The organism is Treponema socranskii subsp. buccale, from assembly GCF_024181585.1.
Lineage (GTDB): Bacteria > Spirochaetota > Spirochaetia > Treponematales > Treponemataceae > Treponema_D > Treponema_D buccale.
Genome location: NZ_CP054258.1, coordinates 1,227,935 through 1,251,843, shown reverse-complemented (window position 1 = coordinate 1,251,843; position 23,909 = coordinate 1,227,935). Strand labels below are relative to the sequence as shown.

At 49.5% G+C, this 23,909-nt stretch carries 23 protein-coding genes; 9 read left to right on the top strand and 14 right to left on the bottom strand.

Annotated elements, in window-relative coordinates; genetic code table 11:
* The first annotated feature begins 423 nt into the window (after positions 1-423).
* The 7 genes from HRI97_RS05585 to HRI97_RS05555 all read left to right on the top strand — a co-directional run bounded on the left by HRI97_RS05585 (position 424) and on the right by HRI97_RS05555 (position 7,520).
* A complete protein-coding gene (locus tag HRI97_RS05585; protein ID WP_253727165.1) occupies positions 424-813 on the top strand; it encodes a hypothetical protein in 390 nt (129 codons plus the stop codon).
* A gap of 280 nt (positions 814-1,093) precedes the next feature.
* A complete protein-coding gene (locus HRI97_RS05580) occupies positions 1,094-1,441 on the top strand; it encodes a nucleotidyltransferase family protein (protein ID WP_253727164.1) in 348 nt (115 codons plus the stop codon).
* A 285-nt stretch (positions 1,442-1,726) separates the two neighbouring features.
* A complete protein-coding gene (locus tag HRI97_RS05575) occupies positions 1,727-2,143 on the top strand; it encodes a hypothetical protein (protein WP_253727163.1) in 417 nt (138 codons plus the stop codon).
* A gap of 56 nt (positions 2,144-2,199) precedes the next feature.
* Positions 2,200-2,979 carry a DNA repair protein RecO gene (gene recO, locus HRI97_RS05570; protein WP_253727162.1) on the top strand — a complete coding sequence of 260 codons (780 nt, stop codon included), beginning with the start codon at positions 2,200-2,202 and terminating at the stop codon, positions 2,977-2,979.
* Entirely contained in the window at positions 2,976-4,328 is a 1,353-nt protein-coding gene (locus HRI97_RS05565; protein WP_253727161.1) for a thymidine phosphorylase, read from the top strand. Before recO ends, HRI97_RS05565 begins: the two co-directional genes overlap by 4 nt.
* 20 nt (positions 4,329-4,348) lie before the next feature.
* Positions 4,349-6,508 (top strand): single-stranded-DNA-specific exonuclease RecJ, encoded by a 2,160-nt coding sequence (gene recJ / locus HRI97_RS05560; RefSeq protein ID WP_253727160.1) that lies wholly within the window; start codon positions 4,349-4,351, stop codon positions 6,506-6,508.
* Positions 6,501-7,520 (top strand): M23 family metallopeptidase, encoded by a 1,020-nt coding sequence (locus HRI97_RS05555; protein ID WP_253727159.1) that lies wholly within the window; start codon positions 6,501-6,503, stop codon positions 7,518-7,520. The genes recJ and HRI97_RS05555 overlap by 8 nt, the downstream gene beginning before the upstream one ends.
* Before the next feature lie 5 nt (positions 7,521-7,525).
* Here HRI97_RS05555 and HRI97_RS05550 read toward each other — a convergent pair whose 3' ends face one another.
* The 5 genes from HRI97_RS05550 to HRI97_RS05530 all read right to left on the bottom strand — a co-directional run bounded on the left by HRI97_RS05550 (position 7,526) and on the right by HRI97_RS05530 (position 12,667).
* Positions 7,526-8,149, bottom strand: a complete 624-nt coding sequence (locus HRI97_RS05550) for a hypothetical protein (protein WP_253727158.1) — start codon at positions 8,147-8,149, stop codon at positions 7,526-7,528.
* A gap of 11 nt (positions 8,150-8,160) precedes the next feature.
* A complete protein-coding gene (gene ligA / locus HRI97_RS05545) occupies positions 8,161-10,131 on the bottom strand; it encodes an NAD-dependent DNA ligase LigA (protein ID WP_253727157.1) in 1,971 nt (656 codons plus the stop codon).
* 6 nt (positions 10,132-10,137) lie between these two features.
* Entirely contained in the window at positions 10,138-10,764 is a 627-nt protein-coding gene (gene trmB / locus HRI97_RS05540; RefSeq protein WP_253727299.1) for a tRNA (guanosine(46)-N7)-methyltransferase TrmB, read from the bottom strand.
* 80 nt (positions 10,765-10,844) lie between these two features.
* Positions 10,845-11,498: a hypothetical protein gene (locus HRI97_RS05535; RefSeq protein WP_253727156.1), complete on the bottom strand. Its 654-nt coding sequence runs from the start codon at positions 11,496-11,498 to the stop codon at positions 10,845-10,847.
* Positions 11,499-11,500: 2 nt separating this feature from the next.
* Positions 11,501-12,667, bottom strand: coding sequence for a DUF8084 family protein (locus HRI97_RS05530; protein WP_180486351.1), 1,167 nt, complete (start codon positions 12,665-12,667; stop codon positions 11,501-11,503).
* 93 nt (positions 12,668-12,760) lie between these two features.
* Here HRI97_RS05530 and HRI97_RS05525 point away from each other — a divergent pair, with 93 nt between their 5' ends.
* Both HRI97_RS05525 and dinB read left to right on the top strand, forming a co-directional pair.
* Entirely contained in the window at positions 12,761-14,752 is a 1,992-nt protein-coding gene (locus tag HRI97_RS05525) for a hypothetical protein (RefSeq protein WP_253727155.1), read from the top strand.
* A complete protein-coding gene (gene dinB / locus HRI97_RS05520; protein WP_253727154.1) occupies positions 14,749-16,026 on the top strand; it encodes a DNA polymerase IV in 1,278 nt (425 codons plus the stop codon). Before HRI97_RS05525 ends, dinB begins: the two co-directional genes overlap by 4 nt.
* A 69-nt stretch (positions 16,027-16,095) precedes the next feature.
* Here the strand turns inward: dinB and HRI97_RS05515 are convergent, their stop codons facing one another.
* From HRI97_RS05515 to HRI97_RS05475, 9 genes are all read right to left on the bottom strand, one after another.
* Entirely contained in the window at positions 16,096-16,395 is a 300-nt protein-coding gene (locus HRI97_RS05515; RefSeq protein WP_253727153.1) for a HigA family addiction module antitoxin, read from the bottom strand.
* Between the two features lie 11 nt (positions 16,396-16,406).
* On the bottom strand, positions 16,407-16,688 hold the full coding sequence (locus HRI97_RS05510; protein WP_253727152.1) for a type II toxin-antitoxin system RelE/ParE family toxin: 282 nt from the start codon (positions 16,686-16,688) through the stop codon (positions 16,407-16,409).
* Between the two features lie 133 nt (positions 16,689-16,821).
* Positions 16,822-17,196 (bottom strand): VOC family protein, encoded by a 375-nt coding sequence (locus HRI97_RS05505; RefSeq protein WP_301338909.1) that lies wholly within the window; start codon positions 17,194-17,196, stop codon positions 16,822-16,824.
* A 50-nt stretch (positions 17,197-17,246) separates the two neighbouring features.
* Positions 17,247-17,996 carry a class I SAM-dependent methyltransferase gene (locus tag HRI97_RS05500; RefSeq protein ID WP_253727150.1) on the bottom strand — a complete coding sequence of 250 codons (750 nt, stop codon included), beginning with the start codon at positions 17,994-17,996 and terminating at the stop codon, positions 17,247-17,249.
* Positions 17,997-18,020: 24 nt separating this feature from the next.
* Positions 18,021-18,923: an SH3 domain-containing protein gene (locus HRI97_RS05495; RefSeq protein WP_253727149.1), complete on the bottom strand. Its 903-nt coding sequence runs from the start codon at positions 18,921-18,923 to the stop codon at positions 18,021-18,023.
* A gap of 94 nt (positions 18,924-19,017) precedes the next feature.
* The gene (locus tag HRI97_RS05490) at positions 19,018-21,159 is read right to left on the bottom strand and encodes a hypothetical protein (protein WP_253727148.1); all 2,142 of its coding nucleotides are present in this window, start codon (positions 21,157-21,159) and stop codon (positions 19,018-19,020) included.
* Positions 21,156-21,866, bottom strand: a complete 711-nt coding sequence (locus tag HRI97_RS05485; protein WP_253727147.1) for a tetratricopeptide repeat protein — start codon at positions 21,864-21,866, stop codon at positions 21,156-21,158. The genes HRI97_RS05490 and HRI97_RS05485 overlap by 4 nt, the downstream gene beginning before the upstream one ends.
* A gap of 20 nt (positions 21,867-21,886) precedes the next feature.
* Positions 21,887-22,657, bottom strand: a complete 771-nt coding sequence (gene surE / locus HRI97_RS05480) for a 5'/3'-nucleotidase SurE (protein ID WP_253727146.1) — start codon at positions 22,655-22,657, stop codon at positions 21,887-21,889.
* Positions 22,658-22,680: 23 nt separating this feature from the next.
* Positions 22,681-23,859, bottom strand: a complete 1,179-nt coding sequence (locus HRI97_RS05475; protein WP_253727145.1) for a galactokinase — start codon at positions 23,857-23,859, stop codon at positions 22,681-22,683.
* Positions 23,860-23,909: the final 50 nt, after the last annotated feature.

Sequence of the window (23,909 nt, the reverse complement as noted above, 5' to 3'; positions counted from 1 at the left end):
TTTGCGAAAATATAGTGTATCGTATCCATTCGATTTTCATCAAAGTGATATGTATATATATCTTCTGCAAACGTCCGCGCAAACTCGAGATAAAAAGCGACGGCGATATTTTAGCCGCGCTTTTTATCATCCTCCCATAAGAACTTTCTCTCCCGAATCGATTATACCACGCGGCGGCAATCCGCGCAAACGTCGATCGGTTCTTAGACGGATTATCCTTGCCGACAGCTTTTCGTACCCGTCGATTGAAAATTACTGTTTTTAATGAAAAATCGAAGAACTATTATGTGCATAGGCGCGGACAAAAATATAAAAAATTACGCTCATCTTGCGATTTTGATAAATACAAAGTATTATTGAAAAAGAAAAAACATGACTGTTTAAAAAAAACTTTCGCAGCCGACACGAAAATGGAGAAAAGAAATGAAGAAAATGTTTATCGTTTTATTTTTTTGTATTTTTTCAGTTACGGTTTTATTTTCTTGTGCAACCGGAACCGCATTAATTACCGGAACCAAAAGAACAGCAACGAATCCTGAATGTGTCGTAATTTATACGGAAGCGCCGCCAAAATATGAAGTCATTGGAATTGTGACGGCTTCCAGCGATTCAGGATGGACCGAGCAGGGGGATTTGAATTATGCAATAGCGGAATTAAAGAAACAAGCTGCAAAGATCGGGGCGAATGGGATAATTTTGGAAAATGTCGGTACTTCAAACAGCGGCGGTGTTATAAGCTACGGTGTGTATATTCCCGTTACTGCAAAAAATGTTTCAGGAAAAGCAATTTATGTATCTGATGCCATAAATTAGATTTGATTGTAAAAACCTTCAGTCAAAAGATATAAACGGTTGGCAAAAGCTTGATTTGGATGAATATAAGGAAGTTGCCGACGATACATATCAAAAACTTGATACCTATGATTTGGGAAAAGCGGGCACATTTGTAGGAATAAAAATTCTTTCGGTATATCCGGGTACTAAATATCATGATACATTGATAACCGAAATATCCAACTGAAAGCAGCTTACACTGAAAGCAGATTACTCTTGCGATTTTGATAAATACAAAGTATATTGAGAGAGAAAAAATATGACAGTTTTTGAAAAACTTTCGAACAATGGAATCGATTTAACGCCCAAAGATTTGGAATATATAATTTCCAAATATAATGTTAAAGAAATATCCGTATTCGGTTCTTCAATACGAAATGATTTTACAAGCGAAAGCGATGTCGATTTTCTTATAGATTTTAGAAATTCCGAAGAAATATCACTTTTTGATATACTGGATATACAAGACTATCTTCAAAATATTACAAAAAGAAATGTTGACATTGTAGAACCCGCCGGTTTAGTAAACCCCTATAGACTAGTACCTGCGGAAACAGGGTTATTGAGCTGCCCAAAAAAAGGAGGTACGATAAAAAGCGACGTCTGAAATATCGCCGTCGTTAAAGTCCGGAGACGAAAAACGCTGAAGCGTTTTTCTATATATGGGAGACACTCGCGATTTCTGCGCATTGCTCGAAATCGCAGCGTTCTTATCTCGAGTTTGCGCTGATGTTTGTAGAAGAAGTGTATACGTACTGTGTTGATAAAAACAGAATAAATACGATACACCGTATTTTGCAAACTCGACTATTGAATGTGTGCGCTCTCGCGCACGGCTAAAAACTTTTTCGGAAGTTGCAACTTCCTGCAAAAGTTTTTATGGGAGTTTCCTATGCCCGTCATTCTCGTTTCACCGTTAGTATTAATAATTGTGCTTTCAGCCGGAATTGTACTCGCAACAAGACTTTTTAATAAAAGAAGTGCATTTTCAAAGGATGAAAATGTAAATGAAACGGCCGGAACGCTCATATCCGTTAATATACGTCGAATAAATTTTCTTGCATATATCAATGAATATGACTATACGTATACTGTCAACGGCAACCTTTATTCAGGCAACGATACGGAAGGTTTTTTCTTTAAACAAAAACGCAATCCGCTTCCGAAAGAAAATGTAAAAGTGGAATACATTAAAGCTCATCCCGAACAATCAAGGTTGAAATTTATTAATCACAAAAATGAAAAACTTCGTTTTATCCTCGCAGTTACGCTGTCTGTATTGCTCATAGTATTTCTTATACGATTTTAAAAAACATTTTCCGTAGCTTAGTGTACAAAATGTGCTGTTCGAAGTATTATTGAACCATGCCGCGAAATTACGTTACGGAGGCGATCGTTTTTTCGGTAAAGCCGCTCGGAGAACTCAACAGCTCGGTTTGTTTTTTGACAAAAGAGCGCGGCACGGTCTACGCGACGCTTTACGGAGGGGCAAAGAGCAAACTGCGCTCTCTCGTTTCCGTTTGGAACGCGGGTACGGCGTATTTTTACTGTAAAGAAGCGGACAATTTCGAACGCAACGTAAAGATATCGGATTTCGATGTAAAGCGCTATCACCTTTCGTTCCGCGAAAACCTCTACAAGTCCTACGCGGCTTCTCTCGCGGCGGAACTCGTCATCAAAACGAAGTGCGCAGGCTCTTTCGAATCGTGCTGGCGCCTCGCGTCGGGATTTTTCGACGGGCTTGAAATTGCGCAGGGAAGTCAGTGCGAGCGGGGGCTCGTCCGCTTTTTATGGCGCTATATGGAACTGCTCGGCATTCAAAGCGACGCTTCCTCCTGTGCGTCGTGCGCTCGCAGTTTTAACACTGGAAATTTGACGGGAGATGCGGTAGTATATAATGCGGCCGAAAACGGTTTTTTTTGCCCCTCGTGCGCCGCACGGGAAAAGAGCGCCAACCGTTTTATGCTTTCACTCGAAGCCGTCCGCTACCTCGACGCGGTTTCGCGTTTAAGTCCGTATAAAGCGCGTGCATTCGAAGTGTCGGACGAAGCGCTCGGTGAGCTCAAACGGCTCGTTTTTTTTCTTTCGGAACAGGCGGCCGGCACAAAATTACAATCGCTTGCAACAGGGATGGGTATATTATGAAAGCGACGGATATCATTGCAAAAAAGCGCGGCACCTTTGTCCGCGGCGAAGACGGAACGAAAAAGATCGCACAAAGCACCGCTCTCACTCGGGAAGAGATCGCGTTTATGGTTTCAGGCTATGTCGAAGGGATGATTCCCGATTATCAAATCGCTTCGTGGCTTATGGCGATCTATTTTAACGGCATGACATTCGAAGAGACGGGTATGCTCACCGACGTCATGCTCCGCTCGGGCGATGTCATAGACTTGAGAGCCGCCCGTCTTTCCGGCCCCTTTGTCGATAAACATTCGACCGGCGGCGTCGGAGACAAGATTTCGCTCCCGCTTGCGCCGATCGCGGCGTGCTGCGGCGTACAGGTTCCGATGATGAGCGGGCGCGCGCTCGGCTATACGGGCGGTACGCTCGACAAGCTTGAATCGATCGAAGGCTATCGAACCGACCTCACTCCTGAAACCTTTGCAAAACTTATAGCGAAAACCGGCTTTGCGATGACGGGGCAGACGAAAAAGATCGTCCCCGCCGACAGGCTTTTGTACGCGCTCCGCGATGTGACGGAAACCGTCGAATCGATCGCACTTATCACGTCGAGCATCTTATCGAAAAAAGTTGCCGAAGGAAGCGACGCGCTCGTTTTCGACGTCAAGTGCGGTTCGGGCGCGTTTATGAAATCGATGTACGATGCGGAGCCTCTCGCTCTCTCGCTCGTAAAAACGGCGTCCGCCATGGGCAAAAAAGCGTCCGCTTTCATCACCGGCATGGACACGCCGCTCGGAAAAAAAGTCGGAAACTTTCTCGAAATCGAAGAGACGCTCGAGTGTCTCGAAGGGCGCGGACCGGAAGACGTCATGGAAGAAACGTACGCGCTCTGCAGTGAAATGCTTTTACTCGGAGGTAAAGCGAAAACGGAAGAGGATGCGCGTTCTCAATGCAAGCATGCAGTCGAATCGGGGGCGGCTCGAGAAAAGTTTTTACAAAACGTCGAAGACCAGGGCGGAAATCCTGCAAAGCTCCTTTCGGAAATCGGAAAGAGGCGGTCATCCCATCACGCGGCGATTGAAGCCGGGGAAAGCGGCTTTCTCACGCTCGACGCGCTTTCAGTCGGCCTTGCGGGAATCGATTTGGGCGTCGGGCGAAATAAAACGAGCGATGCAGTATGCCCCGACGCGGGTTTTATCGTACATGCAAAAACGGGAGACTTCGTGCACAAGGGGGATCGCATCCTCGACATATACGGAAAAGACGAAGCGTGTCTTGCAGGCGCGAAGCGCAAAATTGAAGACGCCCTCGCCTACTCCGACACGGCTCCCGATAAAAAACCGCTCATCATAAAAACGATACGGCAGTAAAAAATTGATAAACGAAACGGATGGAAAAGATTTTGAAAGAATGGCGTAAAAAAGAGGTATCGAGGGAAGCGGTAAAAGCGCTGTGCGATCTGTACGGCGTCGATGCGCTCACCGCTTCGATTATGGTGCGGCGCGGCATTACGCAGGCGAACGACGTACTGTATTTTAAAGAAAGCGATCTGCGCTTTTTGCACAACCCTTTTTTGTTTTCAAATATGGAAGACGCGGTCGACCGTATTACGAGTGCAAAAGAAGAAGGCGAAAAGATATTGATTTTCGGCGACCGCGATGTCGACGGCGTAAGCGCGACGGCCATCCTCTACACGTATTTACAAAAGAGCGGCTATGACGTTTCGTGGCGGCTTCCCGTCGGAGACGACGCTTACGGTCTTTCGATGCAGGCGGTCGACGACTTTGCGAAAGACTACGGTTCGCTCATCATAACGGTCGACTGCGGTATTTCAAACGCGGCCGAAATCGCGCACGCGAGAGAACTCGGTATCGACGTCATCGTCACCGATCACCACAATCCGCCCGAAACGCTTCCCGATGCCTGTGCGATTCTCGATCCGAAAGTAAAAGATTCGGGCTATCCCTTTGCCGATATTTCGGGCGCGGCGGTTTCGTACAAGCTCGTCGAAGCGCTCCGCTTCAGCGAATCGGAATTGTACAAAGCGGAAATCGCGCTTTTGAATGTGAGGCCTGCAGAAACGGAAGGCGTATACATCGACTGCGTAAAAGTGCGAAACCTCGTCCGCACGGCATCCCTTTCGGAGCACATAAGGGGCGGGGGCATATCGATAGCGCAAACGAAACTTCCCGAATTTTTGAAAGGTGCGCAGATATTTACGTGGAACGAAGAAGCGGTCAAAAAGCAGCTATCGGACATATTCGGACGCGGTGTCGAATTCAATACGGCAGACCTCCGTCCGGAAGTTTCAAAGCTCATCCCCTCTCTTTCGCGCATGAGTCTCCTTGCAGCGAAAGACGCTTCGCGCATCGCAAAATACAGCGCGCATCCGATAAGCGAAATCGACGGCTTTTACAATATATTCGTAAGCTTTGCCGAAAAAAAAATCGAAACGAAGCAAATACTTGCCGACCGGCAAAACGATCTCGAACTCGTCGCCGTCGCCGCTATCGCCGATATTATGCCGCTGAAAGACGAAAACAGAATCCTCGTCAAAGCGGGACTGGACGCGATAAACGAAGGAAAGGTGCGGCCGGGTCTTGTCGAATTGTTTTCGCGTCTTTCCGTCGCGGGAAAAAAGATAAGCTCTTCCGATCTGTCGTGGACGGTCATCCCCGCTCTCAACGCCGCAGGCCGCATGGGCGAGTCGAATGCCGCCCTCGAAATGCTCATCTCGCCCGATGCCGACGTGCGTGAAAAAAGAGCCGAAGAGATCATCGCTCTCAACGAAAAGAGAAAAGCCTTTGTCGGAGATGCGGCGAGCGTTACGGCAATCCAAGCGGAAGAGAGCTTCGAGCGCTGCGGAAAAAAACTCTGCGTCGTCGTCGACGAGCGGATAAATAAGGGCGTTACGGGTATCCTCGCTTCGCGCCTCATGGCAAAATACAAAACGCCTGCGATCGTCATCACCTTTATCGACGGAGACGTTGCCGTAGGCTCCATGCGAAGCTGCCGCGGCCTCAATGCGACGGACTTCCTCGCCTCTCTCGGCGATATCTTTATAAGCTACGGCGGGCATAACTGCGCGGCGGGCTTTTCGTTTCCGAAAGAAAAACTTCCGCTCTTTACCGAAAGGCTCAAAACTGCAGCCTTGCACATTGTCCTCGATCCGGAATCGGATACCCTCGACGTGGATGCGGAACTTCCCGCGCCCTACCTTTCGCCCGCAATCCTCTCGGTTGTCGATGCGTTCGAACCCTTCGGTGAGGGCAATCGCGAAATCGTCTTTTTGTCGAAAGCGCTTCCCGTAACCGATGCGACCCTCGTCGGCAAAAGCGAACGGCGGCACTTGAAAATCACGTTCGACTGCGGAAAATATAAATTCCCCGCGCTCTTTTGGGGCGAAGGAGAGCGGCTCGGGCGCGACTTCAACAAGGGCGATGTACTCGACGTTTTGTATTCGATGAACAGAAATACGTTCAACGGCGCGGTAACGCCGCAAATGATAATCACCGATTTCGTTCGGTCGGGAGGACACGGACATGTATAAGTTTAAGGGCATCTCGAAAAACTCACCTCTGGCAATTTTTTCGAAATTTTTTTGTATCGCGATTTTTGCAGCTCTCTGCGCGTCGTATACATCAGCGGATACGGCTTCGTTCGAAGGAAGCGCGTGTACGGTCGGCGTCGAATACAATTCGAAAGCCGAGCCGGGAGACGCTATCGTCGTTCGGATGACCCTTCGGGGAAAAGAGCGGAAGCGCGCCGTCAAGGATACGGTAGCTCAAGCGGAACTCCGTACCGAAACGAAAAAGATCGATTCGGCGCAATTTTTTTATATCAATCAAAAAGCAAAGCGGCAAAGCGTACAGGAACTTTTAGCCTACGTACCGATTTCGATATGGGTTTCCAACGGAGCGTATGCGATCAAAGTCGTCTACAGCGCCTTCGGTGCGGACGCCGAAGAGTTTACGCTTCCGATCACTGTTATTAAAAAAGACTTTAACAGTGAAACGATAGCGCTCGACGCGCGGAACACGGGGATCAGAACGAATACGAGTCCCGAGCGCATCGCACAGAGCGAAAAGCTGAATGCGCTTTTGGAAACGGTTATCCTCTCCGACGTCTACACGATAAAGCCTTTCGTGCCGCCCGTCGCGGCGGACACGAGGAGAACATCGCTTTTCGGCGACCGGCGCGTGTACCGCTATACGGACGGAAAATCGGCGGCATCGGCTCACTACGGCATCGACTACGGAGTTCCCGAAGGTACCAGTATCGCCGCCTGCGCCGACGGAAAAGTCGTCATGGCGGAAAATCGCATTACGACCGGCTACAGCGTCGTCATCGCCCACGCACCGGGTCTATACAGTCTCTACTATCACTTGAGCGCTTTAAACGTCAAAGAGGGACAAAGCGTCAAACAGGGAGATGTGCTCGGGCTTTCGGGTAAAACGGGGCTTGCGACGGGTCCGCATCTGCACTGGGAAGTGCGGCTCAATATGTGCGCCGTCTCTCCGGACTTTTTTACCGGCGATTACGCGTATACGAAACAGCAATAGCACCGTCAATACGTCGCTTCGATTTTGAGCGTTCCGTCCGTGCCGACTATGACGCTGTAATAGACGCCCGCCCTGCACTGCGAGAGATCCGCCGAATAACGGCGCGAAAAGTCCGCGGCAAAGGCTGAAAACGGCGAGAAGGCGAAACGGGCAAGCGAATACAGATCGCGCCTGCCTTCGAACGTCGAAGAAGCGCCCAAAAGCATACACTGCGTATTTTCGTTGTAATAGCGAAAAAGCTCCGTGCCGCGACGACGGAAAAAGGGAGAAGCAGCCGATACGATTTCCCTGCCGTAGAGTTCGCACGGAAAATAAAAACGCTTGCCCGAAAACTCCGCACTTTTAAAATCGACGGCGAGAACGGAACCCCGCCACGAACGCTCGATCCGCGCGCATTCGTTGCCGCTCGTGTCGAGTATCGAAACGGAAGCGCTCACGGTTTCTCCGTCGGAGCCGGCGCTCGTCCCGTACGGTAAAATCCTCATGATTTCATAGCGCTCGACGCCGGGAAGTCTTTCGGCAGCTCCGAAACAGTTTGCAAAGCGGACGGCAAACACGATAAACAAAGCGAGGAAAGAGGCAAAGACCGCGTTGAAAATGAAATAGCCTGCCGTTCTTTCTCTCGCCATACCGCCTCGCTTTAACGCGCTGTTTCGACGTTCGCCATTTTAATAAATTCTTTTTCGTCGATGACGGGAATGCCGAATTTTGCGGCTTTTGCGTTTTTCGACGATCCGCTTTCTTTATCGTTCGTAACGAGATAGGATAAATCTTTTGTCACCGACGATTTGCAGATGCCGCCCCCCGCTTTCACGAGAGCTTCCGCATCGGCTCGCTTCATCGTCGAAAGCTCTCCGGTAAAGCAAAAGGATTTTCCCGCAAAAACTCCGGCTTTTTGCTCGATGATCGCTATCGTCTCCGACAAAACGAGGGAGCGCATTTCGTTTGAGTTTTCGGAAAGCCCTTCGACCGCAATCTTCGCCGTCTTTTCGGCAAAGCCGTACACGCCTGCAATGTCCGCTTCCGATGCCCGCAAAAGTTTTTCGAGCGTATCGAAGCCTGAGGCGACGAGTTTTTCCGCCATCGTCTCCCCTATCCCTTCGATATCGAATCCCGCGATAAAAGCCGAAAGGCTTAGGCGCCTTCTGTTTCCGATCGACGCGACAACCTTCGCCGCTCCGAGCGATTCTTTTTCCATGGCGATGCTTTCTTCGTTCAAAAAAAACGGCGTGAGCTCATCGACGGTAAGGGTATAGATATCGGTGATCGAAGAAAGCTTTCCCGCGTTGAAAAGAGCAGTGACGAGCGCTTCTCCCAAATCGCGGATATCGACGATTTGCACCCACTTCAAAAGCTGATGCAGCACGCGCTTGGGACACGACTTGTTCGGACAAAAAAGGCGAGAACCTTCATCGACGAGAGGAGTGCCGCAGGTTTCGCAGGTTTTCGGAAAGACGACGGGAGTCGTCGCATTTTCGTTCGGAACGACGCTTTCGATTTTCGGGATGATCTCTCCCCGTTTTACGACGACGACGGACGAACCGACTGCAACGCCGAGGGCGCGCATCGTATCGGGGTTTGCAAGGCTCGCTCGCTGCACGGTCGTGCCGGCGAGTTCCACGGGATCGAAAATCGCGACGGGAGTATAGGTTCCGCCGTTTTTGCTCCATTCGACGCTGCGGACGACGGACACCGCTTCTTCGAGACTGAACTTGAACGCGATCTGCCGTTCGGGGCGCGCTCTCGCCGCATCGTCCCTGCGGATCGTCCGCTCTTTGACGACAAGCCCGTCTATGTCGTAGTCGAGCGATTTTCTCTTTTCCATGACGCGGGCGCGATATGCGACGACTTCATCGGCCGTTTTACAGATCGCAAGCGGCACGACGGTAAAGCCGCACGACGAAAGCCACGCGATTTTTTCTTCTTCGTCCCGAAACGGAGCCTCTCCTGCGGCCGCCCACGCGTCGTATGCGATCATCTCCAAATCTTCGCTTCCCGTACCGTCTTTGCGTTTCATGATGCCGTTCGCAGCGTTTCGGCAATTCGCTTTATCGCCGTATTTCGCGCGGTGAACGCCGTGCGTCATAATCACTTCGCCGCGCACGGCTCCGGTAAAGTCTTCCGCACACGAAAGCGTCAAGAGAACGCCCTTCATCTTTTTTGCATTCGCCGTGATGTCGTCTCCGATCGTCCCGTCGCCCCGCGTTACGGCGTGCACGAGATTTCCTTTTTCGTATTGCAGTTCGAGAGACGCGCCGTCGAGCTTATATTCGACGAGGTATTCGCCGTAGTCGTGCTTTTGCGCCCAGCCTAAAAACTGTTCGGGGTTTGCAACTTTTTCCTGACTGCCCATCGGCATGATATGGCGGACTTTTTCGAAATTGCCCGAATCCTGTCCGATCTTTTTTAAAAGCGGATCGGAAGGATTGAGAGACTTCAGCTCATCCCACAGCGCATCGAAGGCTTCATCGCTTATTTCGCCTTCGCCGTCGTAATAGGATTTTTGATAGCGCCGTATCGATTTTCGGAGTTCCGCAATGCGCTTTTTCCGCGTCTCATCCGCGGCGCGTTTTTGTTCACCCGCCGTATCGGAAGCAAACAGTTCGTCCATACACCCTCATCGTCGTTTTAAAAAATAAAGTTCGCGAATTTCCCGAGCGGCACGTATTCCGCGCATTTCGAATTTCGTTTCGGGCCGCCACGCTTTTTTTTCGGCAAAGCCCTCGTACGCGTTGACAAAGCCTTCCGTCGCCGTGAGCTCCGAAAGCGCAAAATCCGCGTATTCGCTCCAATCGGTTACCATGTAAAAATAGCCGCCTTCTTCGAGTTTCGATGCGAAGAGATCGGTTCTCGGCCGCTGTACGAGACGCCGTTTGTGATGACGCTTTTTCGGCCACGGATCGGGAAAAAATACGTGAAAGGCGGAAACCGAATCGTCGGCGATCATATTCGAAAGCACCGGAGCCGCATCGCCTTCGATGATGCGGAGATTTTCCAAACTGCGATTGCGGATTTCGCCGAGCAGCTTTCCGATGCCGGGCTTATGTACTTCGATGCCGATATAATTTTTATCGGGATTGTTAAAAGCGATTTCCGCCGTCGCGCTTCCCATGCCGAAACCGATTTCGATCGTAACCGGTTTTTCGTTTCCGAAAAGAGCTGTGTAATCGATAAGCGATTCCCGGTACGGAACGCACCACTTCGGGGCAAGCTCCGCGTAATTGCGCTTTTGCGCCGAGGTCATGCGCGACGCCCTCACGACATAGGTTTTTACGTCTCGGAAAGGCCGCTTTTCTTCAAATACGCCCGCCTCGTTCAAAGCGCTCACTCCCCGCTCGCCGGTGAAATTTCAGGGCGATCGATAAAAGGCATAAAGCACAGCACCGACGCATCCGCATTTGAAAAGCAAAGCCGCATGCGGGAAGCGTTTTCCATTTCCCGCCATACGTCGTCGTCCGATTTCCATTCGGCTTTACGCGCATCGAAGTAGATGAGGGCGTCTTCTTCATCGTAGACGGCGATCCGTTCGCTCACCCCTGTTCCGAGTTTTTCCTTCGCCTCTCCGGCTCGCGTACGCCGAAGGGATGCGGGATAAAAAACGGAAAAAGAGCTTTCCGCGTCATGGCCGAGCGCATCCGTATAAAAAAGCGTATACGCTCCCTGCGGGATTGCCCGATCTCCGGGAGAAACGAAATTCGTATAGCCCGCCCACATCTTCGCATCGGAAGAAAAAATTTCGACATCGTCCGCTTTCCACTCCCAGCCTGTCTCCTTCGAGACAATGCGGATGCTTTCGGCTCTCCGCACATCGCTTCCCGTTTCGGTAAAGACTGCAAGGCGCATACGCGGATAGGAATCACCGTCGGTATAATCGAAAATTGAAACCGCCCGTACAGCTTTCACATCGGGAAGCGAAGATGAACAGGAAAAAAAAAGGAGTGAAACGATGAACACAAAAAGAAGTGCGGACGATTTCATGGTTAAAAATTGAATATCAGATTGATAACGGTTAAATCGCTTGCCGTAAACTGACTCACGAGCGATTCGAATTTGACGCCGACTTTTTTGCACGCGTCATCGAGATAGGACAGGTAGTACAGTCCCAAGTCGATACCCTCCTGTCCTTCGGGAAGTTCGCGGTAAAAATCGATAAGCGTCTTTTTGCTCGTGTCCGCCGTTTTTTTCGCTTCGATCGTCTCTTTGATTTCCTGAAACGCATCGTCTTTGTTGTACAGCGTAATCTGCAGTCTGCCCTGTCTGCCGATCGACGAAGCTCCCCCTCCGAGTTTCCATGACAAAAACACGAGTTCGCGCTTACGCTTGAGCTCTTTGATAATTTTTTCGCGGATGACGGTATCGAGGATGAGCGAATCGATATTATCCACACCCTGATACATATTGCGCGCCTCTTTTCGGATATTCAAACTTTCGCTGTTGAGCGCAAGCTCCATGATCATGACGGAAATATATTCGGCGACCCTCGATTTTTCCATATACGCGATGAGCTTATTGCGTACCGTAAGGAGTATTTCCGAAAAGCCTTCGTTTTTGCAGAACAGCGTAATGATATACCAATTCATGAGACCCAAGCGATTTAAAAATTTTTCGCTCATCAAAAGGTTGATGTTTTTTTCTTCGGCGGAGTAACCTTTGTTATCTACAATGTTTTGCCAAATCGGATCGAGAATCTGCTTACGCGTCTGTACGATGATATCGTCTTTATTCAACAGCAGAAGTTTGAGCTGGCGATCGCTTATCGACGTTTCTTCGTCGATGAGGTGCGCGGGATTTGTTCGGTTGTGTTTTCTTACGCACGCACATTTTATCAGCGCGGAATACACTTCCCGATCGAATTGTTTGTAGAGCAGCGAATAGACGATGAGCTTCGACAGATCCATCACTTCCTGCCGCGCCGAAACGAATTCGGTCATCGATATTTCGATCTTTGAAATGTAGTCGAGTAAAATCATGCGTTGAACCGACTGCGGAGAAAATTTATTAAAGAAAATGCCGTATTCGTCGGCATTGTCGGCAAGTCTGAAACGAAGGAGCTTTTTTTTGCGGCTTATAAAATAAGAAGCGCCGTTTTCCGTCAATATGATTTTCAGCGGCAAACCGAACATTATTTTTTTTTCAGTCGTACTCATAGTCTTTTTTCCAATCGCTTACATTTGTGTAATGTGTATTATTATATACAATAGGACTTGCATTGTAAACACGTTATACAATACACTGACGACATGAAAACGAAGCGCTTCGCACTGTGTTTTTTTATCGGTATTTTCGCTTCCGCTGTTTTCGGAGCCGAAAGCACGCCGATCGGCCGCGAACTCTGCCGCGAAACAGCTTCGTTTCTTTCGTCGTTTGGTTTACGCGCAGTAAGCGATCCGCTTGTTTCCGGCAGACAAAACGATTTTCCGTACAATGTCTCCGTCCGCATTCCCGCATCGGAAAAGAGCGCCGCTCCAAACGAGCGCACATCACTCATCCTCGCCTTTACGATGGAAGACGCGTACACGCAGCGCGATTTTTTTACGTCGTTTTTACGCCGCCTAAAAGAACTGAAAAACGACTGCGATATTATCCTGCTTTTTTCCTACGGTGATGAAGAGATCGACGCCGGCATGCCGCAGATAAAAGGTACCGACGTTTTTGCAAAAAACATCGAAACGCCGGACGATTATGCGGCCGTGTGCGTCGATTTCAACGCGCGAAAAAAAGCGGCAATCGAACCGGGCGGCGGCGGAACGGTTTCTCCCGATTGGCTCGTGCTCCGCCTCATCCGTGCGTGCGACGAAAACAATGAAACGTATGCGCTTCGCGGCGGCGGCTTCAATTCGCTCTTCCGCCTTTCCCTCATCGAAAGCGATGAACGCACGGCTTTTTTTCTCACGCGCGAAATTCCGTGCGCGTCGGTTTCGTTTCCTTCCGCCGACGAAAGAGCAAATGCGGTTTTGACGTCTTTCGTTTTTTCATACACTGCGGCGGGAAGTGCAAGCTGGGACAGGCATTACATACTCCTTCCGACGAACACGGCCGTCGTCAATTTCGACGAACGATTTATCGTGCTGTGTTTTATGATTATTTCATTCGTAAGCCTTTTTATCCTGTGCGAATTTTCGTTTATCGCCGACAAAAAAAACAGAAAAAAAATACGGCGCGACGTACTGCGCTTGTGGTACATACTCCCGCTTACCGCCCTTATCGCTTCTCTTTCTCTCGAAGCAAGTCAAATACTCGCTCATTTTCTGGCGGCGGTATTCGGCATCGGCACGCTCGTGCAGTTTATCTTAAAAATTGCCGCAGCTTTTATCATAGTAACATCGCTGTATCTCTTTCAGATACGGCAGCAGGGTATACTGAAAAAACAAGCCTACGCATATATCCTCACGCTCGCTTCCGTCGTCAATATTTTTATCTTTGCCGCCGTCGACATATCGCTTTTTTTTCTGTTTACGGCGGAATATATCATCGTCTATCTGTCGCGCCCGCTCAAGCGTACGGGTTTTCTCATAGCGCTTTTTTTTATAATGGGATTGCCCTTTTTGCCCTACGCCGTGCAGATAATCAATTTCGGTCGGACGAACGCATTCCGCACCGTCGCATACAGTCCGTTTTCGGAAAACGTGCTCCTCGCCTTTGTCTTTCTTCCGTTTTTAATACAGTGGTTTCGCATCATAGCGCGCATGAATGAAAGATGGAAAAACGTATCGCTCAGCGCCTTCGGCATGCGCATGCGCAATACCGTCCTCTCCCTCGCGGCTATCGCAATAATCGCGGTTTTGATTTTTGCGGCGATCACCTTTATTTCAAACCGTTTTGAAAGCGGAAGAGAAAAACGTTCCGCAGTTTCCGAAAACATACGGACGGACAATTCGAACGATATTTCGTGCAGCGTAAGCGACAGAACTTTTTTCGGCGACACATCGCGCAGCCTCGTCGTACAGCTCGGAAAAAACGCAGTTCTGTGTTCGGTCTCGCTTGAAGGCGAATCGAAAAATCCCGTACTCTACTCCGACTCCGAATACGCATCCGATACGGGCACGAACACCGATACCTTTGCGATCCCGCCGTATCCGCCCGAAACGCTCGTCTTTGTATATACCGCCGATACTTCGGCTTCGACGACGGTAAAAGTGAGTGCGCTCTACGAAGCAGGCGAAAAAAACACGTACGTTAAAAGCACGTACACTTTCGATATTCCCGCACAAAAAAGCGGCGGCTTTTCATGACAAAGTGCTTTCTCCACGTCGATATCGACGCCTTTTTCGCTTCCGTCGAACAGCTCGACAACCCCGCTCTCCGGGGAAAACCCGTGATCGTCGGAGGACTGCCCGGAGAGCGGAGGGCTGTCGTTTCGACTGCATCCTACGAAGCGCGTGTATACGGCGTCCACTCGGCTATGCCCGTCGCCGAAGCCTACCGGCTCTGCCCTTCGGGCATCTACCTGCACGGAAGACATGAGCGCTATCACGAAGTCTCCGCGCGGATCATGGATATATTCCGCGAATATTCTCCCGACGTCGATCAGATTTCCATCGACGAAGCTTTTATCGATTTGACGGGCACCGAGCTTCTTTTCGGAGATCCCGAACAAACCGCACTCCGCTTAAAAAAAGAAGTGCGCGATACGACGGGACTCACCGTATCGGTAGGACTTGCAAGCACGAAATATATCGCAAAGCTCGCATCCGAAATGTCGAAGCCCGACGGATTTTTTGAAGTCAAACCGGGAGACGAAGAGCGTTTTATGCTTTCGCTGCCGCTGAAAAAAATATGGGGCATCGGGCACAAAACGCTTTTGCGCATCAATCAGGCGGGCATCTTTACCGCGCGCGATCTTCGGGAAAAAAGCGAAGAACTGCTTTGCGTACTGTTCGGAAAAGCCGCAGGCAATTTTTTATACAACGTCGTGCGCGGAAGAGAACCCGACACTTTTATGAGAGACGCCGCTTCCCATTCGCTGAGTTCCGAAAAAACTTTCGCATACGACCTCACCGACACATACGCGATAAAAACCGCAATCATGGAACTCTCGCACACCGTCATGTTTCGCATGCGGCGCGAAGGCTATACGAGCAAAACCGTTTTTGTAAAAATACGCTACGAAGATTTTACAACCGTTTCCGCCCGCGAAACTTCAACGTCAAAGATAACGTCGATCGACGACCTCTACGCACGCGCATGCGCTCTGTTTGAAAAAAAATACGAATCGGGACGCGGCATACGCCTCATCGGCATCGGAGCCGATCACATAAGCGGCGCATCGGAGCCGCACCAGGAAGAGCTCTTCGATTTCGGAGAAAAGAAAAAAGAAGCCGTCGAAAACGCGATCCTCGATTTGGCAAAAAAACACCCCGACGTCAAAGTGCATAAAGCGCGCCTCCTCGCAGGAGAAAAAAACGCACGCGCGGAAACGCTGAAAGGACAAAATAATTATAAGGGCGAATGTCACGAAACGATTGAACATAATGAAAAAGAAAAAGATACTAATTTTTGTAGATGAGATACATGCTGATAGAAGGAACACTATATCCTTCCGGTTTTTAATGATTCATCTCGTTATTATTATACCTCATGCGGTCTTCTTGCAATTTGGGATTTTATCCAAATCGCTTTTCAATTTTTCTTTTGCTTCCCTCAAATCCAACTCATTCTGCATATTGAGCCAGAATTTCGAACTTGTTCCGAAATACTTTGAAAGGCGCAAAGCCATTTCTACGGAGATTTTTCTTTTTCCGTGAACCAAATCCAAAATCGAACTTGTTGAAACTCCCAAGTCTTTTGCAAGTCTGTACGGAGTAATTCCAAGAGGCTCCAGGAATTCTTTTGCAATAATGTCGCCGATTTTCGGCAATTCGATTTTATCATCCATACAAACCTCGCTTAGTGATAATCCGTAACCTTTACTTCATAAGCTTCATTGTTTTGAAACTTAAACTGTATTCTCCATTGGTCATTTATTCGTATCGAACAATAATCTTTCAAATCACCGAACAGATGCTCGAATTTATTCCCCGGTGGAATCTTCAAATCATCTTCACATTCGGCTGAATTTATAATCAGCAGTTTTACAAATGCTCTTTTATGAATATCCGGAGGAAGCCTCAGTGATTTCTTTCCATTCCAAATCTTTTCGGTTTCGGAATCTCCGAATGTCTTTATCATATTTAGATTATATACAACACAGATATATCTGTCAACCAGATATAGAACTTGCCGTATTTTGTTAGGTTTACTCTTGTTGCCATTCGGTAAAATCGCACATACGATTGTTTATCGTACAGCCCCAAAACGCTTTTTAAGCACGTTTATTTTCAAAAAACTCCAACCAATGCCCGTCGGGGTCTTCGAAGGTCAGCAGTTTGCCGTAAGGTTCTTCTCTGATATCTCCGATCAATTTGACGCCGAGAGAAACCAAACGCCGGCGCATTTCTTCAATGTCATTTACCTCGAACATAATTTTCGTTTTTACAGATTGTACCGATCCTTTTTCCGCAGGCCGTTGCAGCAGGGCGAACGACGTTTCTCCTAAATCGAATTCCGCCCAAGCACCGTCCTCTTCAATAAACTTGAGTTCAAAACCGATATTTTGATAAAAGCGGATCGATTTTTTCAAATCGCTTACATAAATCCAACAGGCATATATTTTTTGTATATTTTTGTTCTTCGCCATTTCCCCGCGCCTCATTGTTCATTATCAATCAGCGCATTACCGATTGCAAATTATTTTATCGCACGCGTCGCAATGAACGACGGGATGTGCAGTTCGTGCAGGCGGCCGTCGCCGTTCGTGTCTTCGTAGATATCGGTGAGCGTAAAACCTGCGCGCAGCTGTCCGCCGATTTGTTCGGTAAGCGAATGCGAAAACTGCCAGCCCGAGTCCGATTCTTCAAGCTGTTTGCGGTGCGCTTCGTAAACGAGCGGATTAAACGGAAGCGAGTTGATAATCTTTTCTTCTTTTTGATCGACAAGATAATTGATACCGATATCAAGTCCGCACAGTAACACGCCGCCCTTTTTGAGAATACGAAAACATTCGGCAAATACCGGCTCGACCTTTTCGATATAGCAGTTGCTCACGGGATGAAAAATAATATCGAAAGATGAATCGGCGAAGGGCAGCGGTTTTGACATATCCGCGCGCACGATGTTTATGCGATAGCTTTCGCGCTCGGCAACAATGCGTTCCGATTCAAGCTGTTTTTCCGAATAGTCAAGCACTGTGCATTCCGCTCCGGCGGCGGTAAAAATCGGCATTTGCTGACCGCCTCCCGACGCGAGCCCCAAAAGCTTTTTGCCTTTTAAATCGCCGAACCATTCGCGCGGTACCGGTTTTGTCGGTGTCAACACTACAGACCATTGTCCGTTTTGCGCCTGCACAAAGGTTTGATGATCGACGGGCTTTCCCCATTCCCAGCCTTCCGTAATCCATCGGTCAATGACCGCCGCGTTCGCGTCTTGATATGTTTTCATGATTACCTCTCATAAAACCCGCAATTACCGAATCTGTTCAAAAGAAGCGCCGTTCCAGCGATACTCGGCTTGCGAAACGGTTTCGCTTTCCGTTTCATACTTATCGTTCTCTTTTCCGTCTTTCGTTATCTTGATAATGATATTCTTTCGACCTTTTTCCGAAGCGCTCCATTTTTGATTATACACATCGTAGGCTTTATTCGGAAAAATGAGTTTCGTTTTTTTGTAGTAATACCCCTCCCAAAAAGAGCCGGCTGAAATTATCGGTGAAAATGTATTATCTTCATTAAAAAAATAAAAATCGCATATACAACTGCGGCCCGATCCGTATCCGAAAAAGTTTGAAAACAGTATAACGGGATTTTTTATAGGAAGTTCAAGATCGGCAATAACGGCAATATCTCTCGGTCTATACGGATGTCCTTTTTCTTTCGGTATAAAACTGGCACCTTTCAGTTCCGAAACGGCGCCGCCTTGTATCAGTAAAAACGTATCGTTTGTAAATATATATTCATCAAAATCCTCCGCACCGTACGGAATGCGGTAAAACGCTTGATATGTTATGTAATCGATTTTTCCGTCCGCATTTATATCACCTGCGGCATATTTTGACGTAAGCCAGCGTCCGCACATAAAGCCCGTGCCTTTACCGCATGTAATTTTATACCAATACGATAAAGCACCTTCGGCGAGCAAAGGCGGCGCATCGCATTTTTCTATAACGGATACAACATCGCCTGCATTCAGCTGAAAAAGCTTTGCATATCCGCTTCCCGCTCCTGAGCGGACATTTACTGCATTACCCGTAACGATACATCGCGTATCTTTATACGCAAACCCCTGATAATACAAATCGGTGTCGGTATTTTGTGCATACACGCACATACATACAACGCACATAGCGGCAAATAAAACGGCCTTTTTCATCGATCTTGCTTCCTCCGAAAATATTTATACTTTAAGTACGTATACGTGCAAGATTACCGAAAAACCGGCAGCGACGATCGTAAGCCGCACGCTTTTACTGCAGCGGTGCGAAGTATCCGCTCTCGTCCCTGCCGCTCCGGTTCATAAGATAGGTTTCGGCTTCAATCGGCAAAAACGCCCGCCCCATATCGGTGTTGAGTGAAGACATATACGAAAGCTGATAGCGTCCGACGGGAAGATTCCGCAAATCGTCGACGACGGGGGCAAGTCCTTCCTGTCTGAAAACGTAATAGGATTTGCCTTTCGTATTTTCTTCGAGGTAAGCGATTTCGGGATCGGCGGCACCCTGCGTGAGGAGGACGGGTGAAAACGCGATCGAATTGTTATTGAAATATGCGGTAAGTTCGGAAAGTCCGTACTTTTTAAAAGCGTTTTGCGTCACGCGTCCCGCACTTAAAAATACGACGGCGCGTTTTGCTTCGGCGTTTATGAGATCGTTTGCGGCAAGGCGCAGCGCGAGGTCGAGGGGCACTTCGGCCGACACGGGCGTTTTTAAAACGTTTATGCCGAATTTTTCCGCCGCGCGCGGAGAGCCTTTATATTCCGTCGCGGGCACGGCGCCTGCACAGACGATGCGGAGCGTCCCCTCGCCTTTCATCGCAGATGAAAGAGAGCGCACGGCGTTTTGGATTTGCGCTCCGTAAGCCGCGCTTTCTTTCGACCTGTCGATGATGATCGTAAGGTCTTCGATTTTATTGTTCGACGCGGCTCCGATAAGCTTTTGCTGCAAAACGGGACGCTTTCCTTCGGTTAAGTAAAAGTTTTCTTCGCCGAGACCGACGACGCTTTCACGGCGGCGGTTTTCGACGGAGAGTTCGACGACGACGAGCGGAAATTTATCGGCATTGACGCGTTCGATCTGTACGAAAAGTCCGCCGACAAGCTCCTGCATCTTCGTCATCACATACACTTCGTTCGATTTCATATCGGTGACGAGGACGTTGCCGTTCGCATCGGGCACCGCGCTCGTCAGGCGCGACGGAGCGTTTCCCGTTTTCGCGCTTTCGTATGTCGCTCCCGTTTCGAGGTCGACCGAAATCATTTTGTTCGAATCGCAGACGACGAGAAAGTCGTTCCACGCTTTCATCGATTCGGGAAAGCGGAAGGTTTTTTCCCGCACCAGCGTACGGATGAAATTGCCTGCAGTATCGAATTGATAGATGCCGCCGGTCACGTTGTCTGCAACGTAGATGCCGCCCGAAACGGCTGCGATGCCGGTAGGTCCCTGAAAGCCCGCAAAGCCGTTTTGCGCCTTTCCGAAATAAAAAAGCGCGTTTCCGTCTTTATCGAATACATCGACGCGGCTGTTTCCGTAGTCGGTCACGTAGATGTTTCCGTTTTCGTCTTCGGCGAGATATTGCGGGCCGACGCATTGACCGACGCCGCGTCCCTTCGAGCCGATATATTTAATAAATTTTCCGTCGGGGTTCAAAAGCGAAAGCCTGTCGCCCGCGCTTTCGCTGACGAGCATATTGCCGCTTTGAAGCGCAATCACGTCGAGCGGCCGATCGAATCCGTTGATCGGTCCTTCGGCGCGACGCACGACGGTGCCGTTGACGTTTATCTTCAAGAGTTCGTTGGAACCGTAAGCGACGACCCACAGAGTGCCGTCGGCAAGCGGAAGAGACGAAACGGGTTCGCTGAACACGAGAACATCTCCGTTCATGCCGGGAAAGCTTCCCGCTTCCGTATAGCGCGCGTCTTTTCCGTAGGCATCGCCCGTCACGCGCCGCTCGCTCACGACTTCGATCCTGTTTTGCATGAGGATGCCGCCGTACCCGTTTTCGTAGGCTCTCTTCCACGATGTGAGCGCTTCGCCTTCGAGGCCGCTTCGGTAATAAGCTTTGCCGAGCCAGTCGAGTATCAAATTGTCGTCGCTTTTGTATGAAAGGGAACGTTCGAACTGCAAAATCGCTTCGTTGAACGCGCCTCGGTAATAAGCCTGCACGCCGCGCCGGAACTCTTCGGACGCAAAACCTTCGTCGGCCGTACGCATCCTTCCGGGAGCGGAAAGACCTGCCGTATCCTCTGCAAAAAGAGAAGCGGCGAACAGCAGCAATAAAAGGAGCGCTTTTTTCACCGCGCGAAAAGAAGCCCCACTGGGGAAAGCATTTTTACGTATCGATTTTTTTGCCGAATGAACGGAATACGGTGCATGAGAAAAAAGATTTTTCATCGGTCGTCCTTAAAAGCCTCAAGCTGCGCGACGTGTTCTTTGATGACGGCGTTCGAACCGTCGAGCTTTTGCGCTTCCGTAAGATATTTTGAAGCTTCTTCCATGAGGCCGAGTTTGAAATATACCCACCCCAGCGAATCGAGGCATGCGGCGGATTTCGGTTCGGAATCGACCGCTTTTTTGCAATATGACAGCGCCCGCGTCAAATCGGTATTTTCGCATGCGAGCACGTATCCCATGCCGTTCAGCGACGTGAGATTTTCGGGATCGATTTCAAGCGATTTTTCGTAATATTCGAGACATTTTTTGACGTCGTTTTGCTCCCACGCGATAAAGGCGATAGCCGCATAGACGGATGCGTTGCGGTAGCCCGTTTCGAGCAGTTTGTTGAGTTCGAATTCGGCAAGACGCCTGCGGCCGGAAAGCGCGTAGATGACGGCGAGGAGAAAGCGGCACTGCAAAACGCGCTCGAGTTCCGTACCCGATGTAACCACCTGTTCCAAATACAAAAGCGCGTCGTCGTAGCGTTCGAGCTTCGCATAGCACAGCCCGATGTAATACGCGAGCTCTATGCCGTCGATACCCGTATCCTGAGGAAGCGCGAGAAAAAACGCGAGAGAGTCCGCATATTTTTTTTGCTTATACAGCAGTACACCCTGCCGCACTATATCGGGATTTTCGGATGATTTTCTTGCTTCGTTTGCCATGTTCCCACCAACACATTATTTTACACCGAAAACGAAATGCCGTCCACTCCTTTCGCAGCGCGCACTTCGGCATAGATGCGAGAGACGGCGACAAAGCCTTTTTCGCATACCGCATTGTCGCTTGTATCTCCGCCGTGCGTAACGATGTCTCCTCCGCAAAAAAAACTGTACCGGTCGCCGTCGGGGCCGGCGAGCACGTGAACGGCATCCCTATATTCGCGAAACGATATTTCATCGGCAAAGGAAGCGCCGCCGTAGCGATCGAGAGACAAACCGTTGACGTTTACAAAAACGCACAGACCGTCGGGAGTGCCGTCTCCGTTTGCCGTATGCGTAAGCGAAATGAGCGATGACAGATTGGAAGAAGCAAAGCGCGCCATCGCATCGTAACGCCAGAAGCCGTCCGAAGAGCGCACGCTGAAGGCGATTCCCGGCACTCCGTAGAGCACCGCCTGCCTCGCTGCAGCCGCAGTTCCCGAATAGAGAATATCCGTTCCGATATTTGCACCGCGGTTGATCCCCGAAAGCACGGCATCCACGCCGTTTCCGATGATGCCGCTTTTGAGCGCGGTGATGACACAGTCGGCAGGCATACCCGAGCACGAATAGATACGCTGTCCGTGCTCTTTTATTCGAAGCGGCTTATCCATCGTAATGCGGTTTGAAGCGGCCGAGCGGTTTCTGTCGGGCGCAAATATCCACACGTCGTGACCGGCATCGGACAAGTGCCGAGCAAGCGTTTTTATGCCGTCAGCGGAAAATCCGTCGTCGTTTGTTAAAAGCAGTTTCACCGTGAAGTCCTATATTCGACCTATTACTTTACGATGTGCGCGCCGTCGGCGGGCAGCACGCGATACGAAGACGGATGAAAGCCGAATATCCTTTCGTACTCGGAAAGCTTCGTTCGAAACGCTTCTTCGTCTTCTTTTCTGATAAACGTATACAGACATCTCCCGAAGCCCTTTCCCGTAATGCGGCCGCACGTAACGGGGTTTCGAAGCTGTTCGAGATTCGGTTCGAGTTCGCCGACGCGTTTTAATATCCAGTCGATTTCCGGACACGAAATCTCGAACAAGTCGCGCATGCTTTCATGGCTGTGATTGACTGCGCGCGCAAATTTTCCGAAATCCTTTTTGACGAGGGCGGTCCGCGCATCAATGACGTCGTTGTGTTCGCGCATGATGCACAAGAGTTTCCGCCTCGTATCTTCGTTTACCGCAGAAAGCGTTTCGTTTATTTCGGTGACATTGTTTTCGTACTGCCAGCCGCCGTACACGCCCCGCTTCCGTTCGCGGAGATCGCCGAGCAAAAGCGCGTTTTCCGATTCGTGGATCGTATTTTCATCCCACACGGATATGCGCGGCACCCTCGCGTCGGTAAGGAGAATGAGAGAATCGTCGAACGGAAAATCGATGTAATCGTAGACTGCGCGCGCGTGGTCGGTGATGAGCAGCTTTCCCGCTTTCGAATACAGGGCGGCAAAATTGTCGGCATTGTAGTTACCTATTTTCAAAAACGATTTATTGCCGCGCTCGATCGCTTCAAGCATTTCCGCATCGCTCATGTCGAGCGAAAAGAGTTCGCGAAGCGCAAGAGCGCTCGCCGCTTTTATCGCCGTCGTAATGCCGAAGCCCGCGGACGGAAGGATATCGCTGTACACGGTGATGTTCATGCCGCCGAGCGTACATCCTCCTGCAAGGAATCCCGAAATGACGGCTTTAATCGCATTTGCCCAGCGGTCTTCGCGTCTGAATTTCAGCGACGAAAGATTTGCCCGCTTTCTCTCGTTCATCTGCGAAAAATAAAATTTCAGTACGGAATCGTCGCGCTTTGAAACGGAAATGTAAACCGGAAGGTTTACCGCCATGGAAAGCGTTTTATCGCGAAAAAACCACGAATGCTCCCCGATGAGATGAAAACGTCCGGGGGCGACAGCCGTCACTTTGGGATAAACTTCATATTCTTGTTTGTGGGCACCTCTCACCTGTTTCATACGGCAGTCCGAATCCTTAAAACGCCGCTTGTACTCGGCAGCGTTATATA